Annotated in this window: 5 protein-coding genes and 1 rRNA gene (1 of these 6 running past the window's edge); 4 read left to right on the top strand and 2 right to left on the bottom strand. The window is 35.2% G+C overall.

Features of this window, described 5'->3' with window-relative positions:
• A 5S ribosomal RNA gene (gene rrf / locus ACQ0RB_RS10460) occupies window positions 1-14 on the top strand; it begins 94 nt to the left of the window's first position.
• Between the two features lie 168 nt (window positions 15-182).
• Here the strand turns inward: rrf and ACQ0RB_RS10455 are convergent.
• Together ACQ0RB_RS10455 and ACQ0RB_RS10450 are read right to left on the bottom strand one after the other, a co-directional pair.
• Window positions 183-944: a LytR/AlgR family response regulator transcription factor gene (locus ACQ0RB_RS10455; protein WP_430498329.1), complete on the bottom strand. Its 762-nt coding sequence runs from the start codon at window positions 942-944 to the stop codon at window positions 183-185.
• Between the two features lie 3 nt (window positions 945-947).
• Window positions 948-2,975, bottom strand: coding sequence for a histidine kinase (locus tag ACQ0RB_RS10450; RefSeq protein WP_129760386.1), 2,028 nt, complete (start codon window positions 2,973-2,975; stop codon window positions 948-950).
• 222 nt (window positions 2,976-3,197) lie between these two features.
• Between ACQ0RB_RS10450 and ACQ0RB_RS10445 the strand changes: the two genes are divergently transcribed.
• Genes ACQ0RB_RS10445 through ACQ0RB_RS10435 form a run of 3 tightly spaced genes read left to right on the top strand, consistent with a single transcriptional unit; the run spans window position 3,198 to window position 5,934 of the window.
• Window positions 3,198-4,028 carry a DUF4412 domain-containing protein gene (locus tag ACQ0RB_RS10445; RefSeq protein ID WP_430498327.1) on the top strand — a complete coding sequence of 277 codons (831 nt, stop codon included), beginning with the start codon at window positions 3,198-3,200 and terminating at the stop codon, window positions 4,026-4,028.
• A 15-nt stretch (window positions 4,029-4,043) separates the two neighbouring features.
• Window positions 4,044-4,514 carry a hypothetical protein gene (locus ACQ0RB_RS10440; protein WP_430498325.1) on the top strand — a complete coding sequence of 157 codons (471 nt, stop codon included), beginning with the start codon at window positions 4,044-4,046 and terminating at the stop codon, window positions 4,512-4,514.
• Window positions 4,515-4,545: 31 nt separating this feature from the next.
• The gene (locus ACQ0RB_RS10435; protein ID WP_430498324.1) at window positions 4,546-5,934 is read left to right on the top strand and encodes a T9SS type A sorting domain-containing protein; all 1,389 of its coding nucleotides are present in this window, start codon (window positions 4,546-4,548) and stop codon (window positions 5,932-5,934) included.
• The last annotated feature ends 66 nt before the right edge of the window (window positions 5,935-6,000 follow it).

Here is a 6,000-nt window from a genome sequence, read left to right as displayed (position 1 = left end):
GGTCATCGCCTTTTTTAGAATCCTCAACATTTATTTGTTGGGGATTTTTTTTATTTTATGCTTTTCAAATGATATGATAATAAGCCTTCACTCTCTATGTTTTTTAAGTTAAATCACATTTAATTAATTTGTATGTTATTGTGCTTTTTGAAGTGATTTTTTTGAATAATAATAAAAATATTTCATTGCCCAAATCTCAGCATAGATTCCAAGATATTGTTAATTTCATTTCGCTTTTGCCTTGAAACTGGGATTTCTTTTTTATCGTTCATAAGTACTGTTCCTCCATCTTGTTTAAGAATGGCTTTAACAAATTGTGGATTGATTAAATGGGATTGATGTACACGTAAAAAACCATAATCACTAAGCAATTTTTCTATTTCTTTAAGGGTTTTACATATAAGTAGATTATTTTCATTGACTAAAAAAAAATAAGTATAGTTATTATCTGATTCACAACGTACAATATTTTTTATATCCACAATATGGTAGCCTACTGCTGTAGGCAATGCAATTCTAGAAGCATTAATTACCGAACTGTTTATATTGTTATGTAATAATTGCCATTGTTCTATAGTGGTCTTTTTGCGTCGTTTTTCCCAGCCGGATAGTGCCTTTACGATGCTTTTCTCTGTTATGGGCTTTAGCAAGTAGTTAATGGCACTATACTCAAAGGCGCGAATAGCATATTGGTCATAAGCTGTTGTAAAAATAATATCAAAATCTATGGGTAATATTTTATCCAACAAAGCAAAACCATTAAGATTGGGCATTTCGATATCTAAAAATAGAAGGTCTGGTGGATTAGTTTTAATAAATTCCAAACCTGTTTCTGGGTTGCTAAATGTTCCGATAATCTCATAGTCAGTATTTACTTTTTTTATAAGACTTGTCAGTACGTTTATGCAATGTGCTTCATCATCTATAATTATAATTTTTTTCATTGTCTAATCGTTATATGTTATTGTTATGCGCGTGCCAGAAGGTTTACCGTTATCTTCCAAGTCCAAAATGCTGAGTTGCATTTGGGTATGACTTACATGGTTGTAAAGTGTTAACCGTTCCTTTGTAATATTGGTTCCAGCAGATTGATGTGTTTTTTTTGTCTTACTACTTTCTTTTCGTCCAATTCCATTATCTTCAATAATAATTTGCAGTTGTTTGGAAGTGTCAAACACCAATGAAAGGTTTTTTTCAGGTTTATTACTTGGATAAAGCCCATGCCATATAGCATTCTCTACGAAAGGTTGTAACAATAAGGGTGGTATGTTATATTGTGATAGTATTTCACGGGAATCACATTGGATGACATAGGAAAAATTATTCCCCAACCTTCTTTTTTCTAGAGAAAGGTATAGTTCTAATATTTCAAGTTCTTCTTCTACGGTAATACTATTTTTACTGCTGTTTTGCAATATGTTACGAAGCAATAAAGAAAAATTATCCAAATAGCTAATAGCATCTTCCTCTCGTGACTGCATGACTAAATTTTTAAGAGCATTTAAACTATTGAATATAAAATGTGGGTTCATTTGCGAGCGTAATGCCAACATTTTCATGTTTCGTAAACGTTCATTAAACGATTTATTTAGTTGTTCTTCTTTTTGTTTTTCAATTTTAGAGTAGACCTGTACCAGTTCTTCAGTTTTTTGGTTGATTTGTTTGTCCAATTCCTTTCGCATATTGGTTTCCATAATCTGGTTTTGCTGTAACTGCTCAATCAATTTTTGGCTCGTCTTTTCTTTATCTTTTTGCACAAGAAACATACTTTCTCCTAGAGCTATTGAAAAACAGAGTACTTCGCCCAAAAGCCCTGCCATAAAGATGATGTTTTGCGAGTGTGGGAAATTAAAAATGCCATTGGGTACTTGGTTTAAGCCACTGTAGAAAACAATGGATGAAAGAACAGAACCTATGAAAAAAAGACTTTGTCCCACAACAAAATATTTCAGTAATGGATGTTTTACCTTAAAAATTATCCAGAAAAACAAGAATAGATTAAGTGGTAAAACAATTGCACGGATAATAATGTTAGACATTCTTCTGATTTCGAAATCGACTCCAAAAAGATTAAACCCAAACCATAATATGGCATAAGAGAAGCAAATAATAGCAAATATTGTTAATGTTTTGGCCAATTTTAGGTCAAACATTTTTACTGTAAGCAAATGCTGTATAAACAAAATATAAAAACCAATAAAGGTAAATTGTGCGGTTTCCGAAATTAAGTTTGAAAAATAGGGAAAGTATGAGGCAAGGTTCGCAATGGTGGCAGGTGTAGCCTGTAAGACCACAAACGCATAAACAATCTGAAAAAATAAATACCCAAAGTAGTAGACATAAATTCGTTTCTGCAAGCGAAAGCAGAATACTAATACAAAAAGTGCAATACAGCAAAGTGAAATTAGATAAACATACATAAACGCTATAGGCGAATCATATTCCTTTTGAGCATTGTCCATAAACTCCAGATACCCATGTTTTGAGTACAGAATGGGAGCGATAGAGCCTACAGCTTTATATTCAGAACTCAATTTTATATAGCATTGTGACTGTTGTAAGGGAGAAAGTGAGAGCTCGGTAAAAAAATACGATTTAGGTTCAGGACGTTGGTTTAATGGCCTGAAGTAGCCGTTCTTGTAATGTTGATATCCATCTTCTTTTTCCAGATAAATATCGATATAAGAGCCACTGTAAAAAATATAGGTAGTAAGTATCTCTTGAGTAGGGTTTTTCAGTTTGAACCTCATCCAAACTGCTGTGTCTCTACTTGCCGTAAAAGTAGAGTCATAAGCTTTCCAAGAAGTACTTTTTATAATATTATCAATCGAAACATCGCTAACGCTTTTTAAGGCTTGCACCTCTGGATTGCCAATTAGTTTGAAACTTGAGTCAATAGCATCAGCCTTTATTTGGGCAGATAAGGTATAAAAAGCCAAAAGATAGAGAAGCGTAATGATAACCAGTTTCTTCATTTTGCCATATATTTTAAAGCCAAAAGCATCTAACCGTTCAATTGCTTACAATATATAAAATGATTTCTACTCCTTTCTACAAAATTTAGAATTTGGCTGTCTGGGTTTAGAATTTGGTTAACTAAAGCTACTTTTTCCAAATTCTAAATGGAATCTGCCAAATTCTAAATATGTGTTTTTAAAACAAGTGTTGATGGTTAAGTTTGTTTCAAAACAATCATTATGAAAAAGACAAGGTTCATTGTATTCTTTTTGTTGTTGGGCTTAACACAAACTTCAGAAGCCCAATTCTTAAAAAAACTAAAAAAGCGCGTTGAGGAAAAGGTAGAACAAACCGTTGTGGAAAAGACTGCGGATAAAGCTTCCGAAAAAGCATCCAATTCCATGGACAAAATTTTTGACATCAACCTTAAAAACACGCAGGCAAAGGGCAAAAAGGTAGATGCTAAAAATGTTCCGGATTCTTATCATTTTTCATATAAATACCAGATGAAAATGATCACTTCCAGCGGAGAGATGGACGTAGATTATTTTCTGGAGCCTGATGCCACATATATGGGTATGAAAATGGATGCAGGTATGCCTTTTTTTATGGTTATTGACGATGATGCAAATGCCACTTTTATGTTTATGGAAAGCGGTGGCAACAAAGTGGTAACGGCCACCTCGTTAGAAATGAACGAAGACCTGGAGGATATTGAAGACATTGAATCTCCATCGCTGGAGGATTTAACCATAACAGACTTGCCCAACAAAACATTTTTGGGTTACGATTGCATAGGTAAAAAGTTTGAAAATGATGAGTATGCATTTGTATCCTACTTTACCGTAGATGCGCCCGTGAGTTTTGATCAAGTTTTCAAGTCAGAAATGGATCGTTATCCTGAACCTATAAAAGAACAGTTCAAAAATTATAAGGGCGCACTTTTGATGCATATGGAAATGATCGATAAAACAAACAAAGGTAAAAAAAACACTTCGGGAACTATGGAGTGTGTGGCCATTGAAGCTTTAGACTATAAGTTTAGCACCAAAGATTATTTAAAACTATAAAATACGATTGACTATATGAAATCTTTTATCTATTCTATTGTTTTTATGCTCAGTATGTATGGTACTACCGCTTTAGGGCAATCACTTTCAGGTAAACTTATTGTTGAAGGTTGGGGTAAAAGCACCACATTGAAATCACAGGAACCAGTAGCTCTGTTCAAAAACTTTAGAGATGGCAAGCACAAAATCCTGTTCCGTTTTAAAAACATTTCGGGAAGCGAAGGGTTAGTGCTCTTTCAAATGAAAACTACCATTATCCTTAACGGAAAAACCATTGGAAGCAGCAGCCGTAACGATTGGCCATGGTTGCCTGATGATATGTATGTTCCTGTGGAAGCTTTCGATTTTATTCCGTTGCTTCAAAAAGCGACCAATAAAAATAAAGGCAAGCTTGCTCCGGGAAATTATGAGATACAATTGGAAATGAAACCCGTAAAGGCAAATTCAGAACCCATAAGTACCAAGCTTTCGTTTAAGGTTGGGTAATTTTTAGATTAAAATAAAACATGAAATATATATGAAAACAACATTACAAAATTTTGCATTTTTTATAGTTTTATCTCTATGCACTATACCATTGTCCTCGGCACAAAGTTGGGAATATGTTGGATCACCTGGGTTTTCAAACGGAGGTGTGAGTTATACTTCGATGGCTCTCAATAGTGCCGATGAGCCTTATGTTGCTTTTTTGGATTCTTTACATTTGAATAAAGCCTCTGTGATGAAATTTAATGGGACTGATTGGGAAGCCGTGGGAACGCGAGGTTTTTCTGCTAATTCTGTGGAATGGTGTTCGCTCGCTATAAACAATAGTGGAGAACCTTATGTAGCTTTTCAAGACCATTCAGTTAGTGCATCTCGTGCGAGCGTCATGAAATTTGATGGAATTAACTGGACATATGTTGGTTCACCGGGTTTTTCTGCTGCTGGAGCTTATCATACTTCGCTTGCCATCAACAATGCCGGAGTACCTTATGTAGCTTATAGAGACCACGGTAATGGGCTCGGAGCAACTGTCATGAAGTTTAATGGAACTAATTGGGAGAATGTAGGGAGTCCTGGGTTTTCAGATGATCAAGTAGCCGATGTTTCCCTGAAGCTTAATGCTTCTGGAGTGCCTTATGTGGTTTTTAAAGACTACGGAGGTGCCTACTCGGAAAACGAGAGGATTACAGTAATGAAATTTAATGGCTCAAGCTGGGAAGCGGTTGGCATGCCCAGGTTCTCGGATGATGAAGCAGATTATTGCACGTTAGCGTTTAGTAATACAGATGAACCTTATGTAGCTTTTACCGATAAGGCCAATCAATTTAAGGCTACTGTCATGAAATATAATGGTAGCAATTGGGAAACGGTAGGTTCAGCTGGATTTTCCCCTGATAGGGCTTTTAGGTTCTCACTCACATTCAGTAGTGTCGGAGTGCCATATTTAGCTTACATGGACAGAGATAATGAAGACAAGGCTACCGTAGTCAAGTTTAATGGAACTAATTGGGAAACAGTTGGAAACCATGGATTTTCAGAAGGTAGGGCATTTCATCCAACTTTATTGCTAAACAGTAGTGACGAGCCTTATTTGGCAATTAGCGAAACGTCTTTAATAGGTTTATCCTACCGAAGAGCTTCGGTCATGAAATTCACAAACACCATGAGTGTAGAAGACAACGAAGTTTCAAGGGTTTCGTTATATCCCAATCCAGCAAATGATTTGGTTACCTTGGCAGATTTACCCTATGGCGAAACGCACATAAAAGTTTTTGACATTACTGGAAAAGAAATGTTTTCAACAAATAGTAACACAGCAATAGAAACCATTGATACTACCAATTTTGCCAACGGTGTGTACCTTGTTAGCATAGTTAATAATGGAAACCTTGCCCATAAAAAATTGGTGGTAAACAAATAAATATAGGACTGTCATTTCAAGGTATGAAAAATGAACAATGAAACACTTGTTACGACCGATTGCCAC

The sequence above is a fragment of the Gaetbulibacter sp. PBL-D1 genome (genome assembly GCF_050509525.1).
Classification (GTDB): Bacteria; Bacteroidota; Bacteroidia; order Flavobacteriales; family Flavobacteriaceae; genus Gaetbulibacter_B; species Gaetbulibacter_B jejuensis.
The sequence above is the reverse complement of the archived record's forward strand: the minus strand, read 5'-3'. Positions and strand labels throughout refer to the sequence as shown.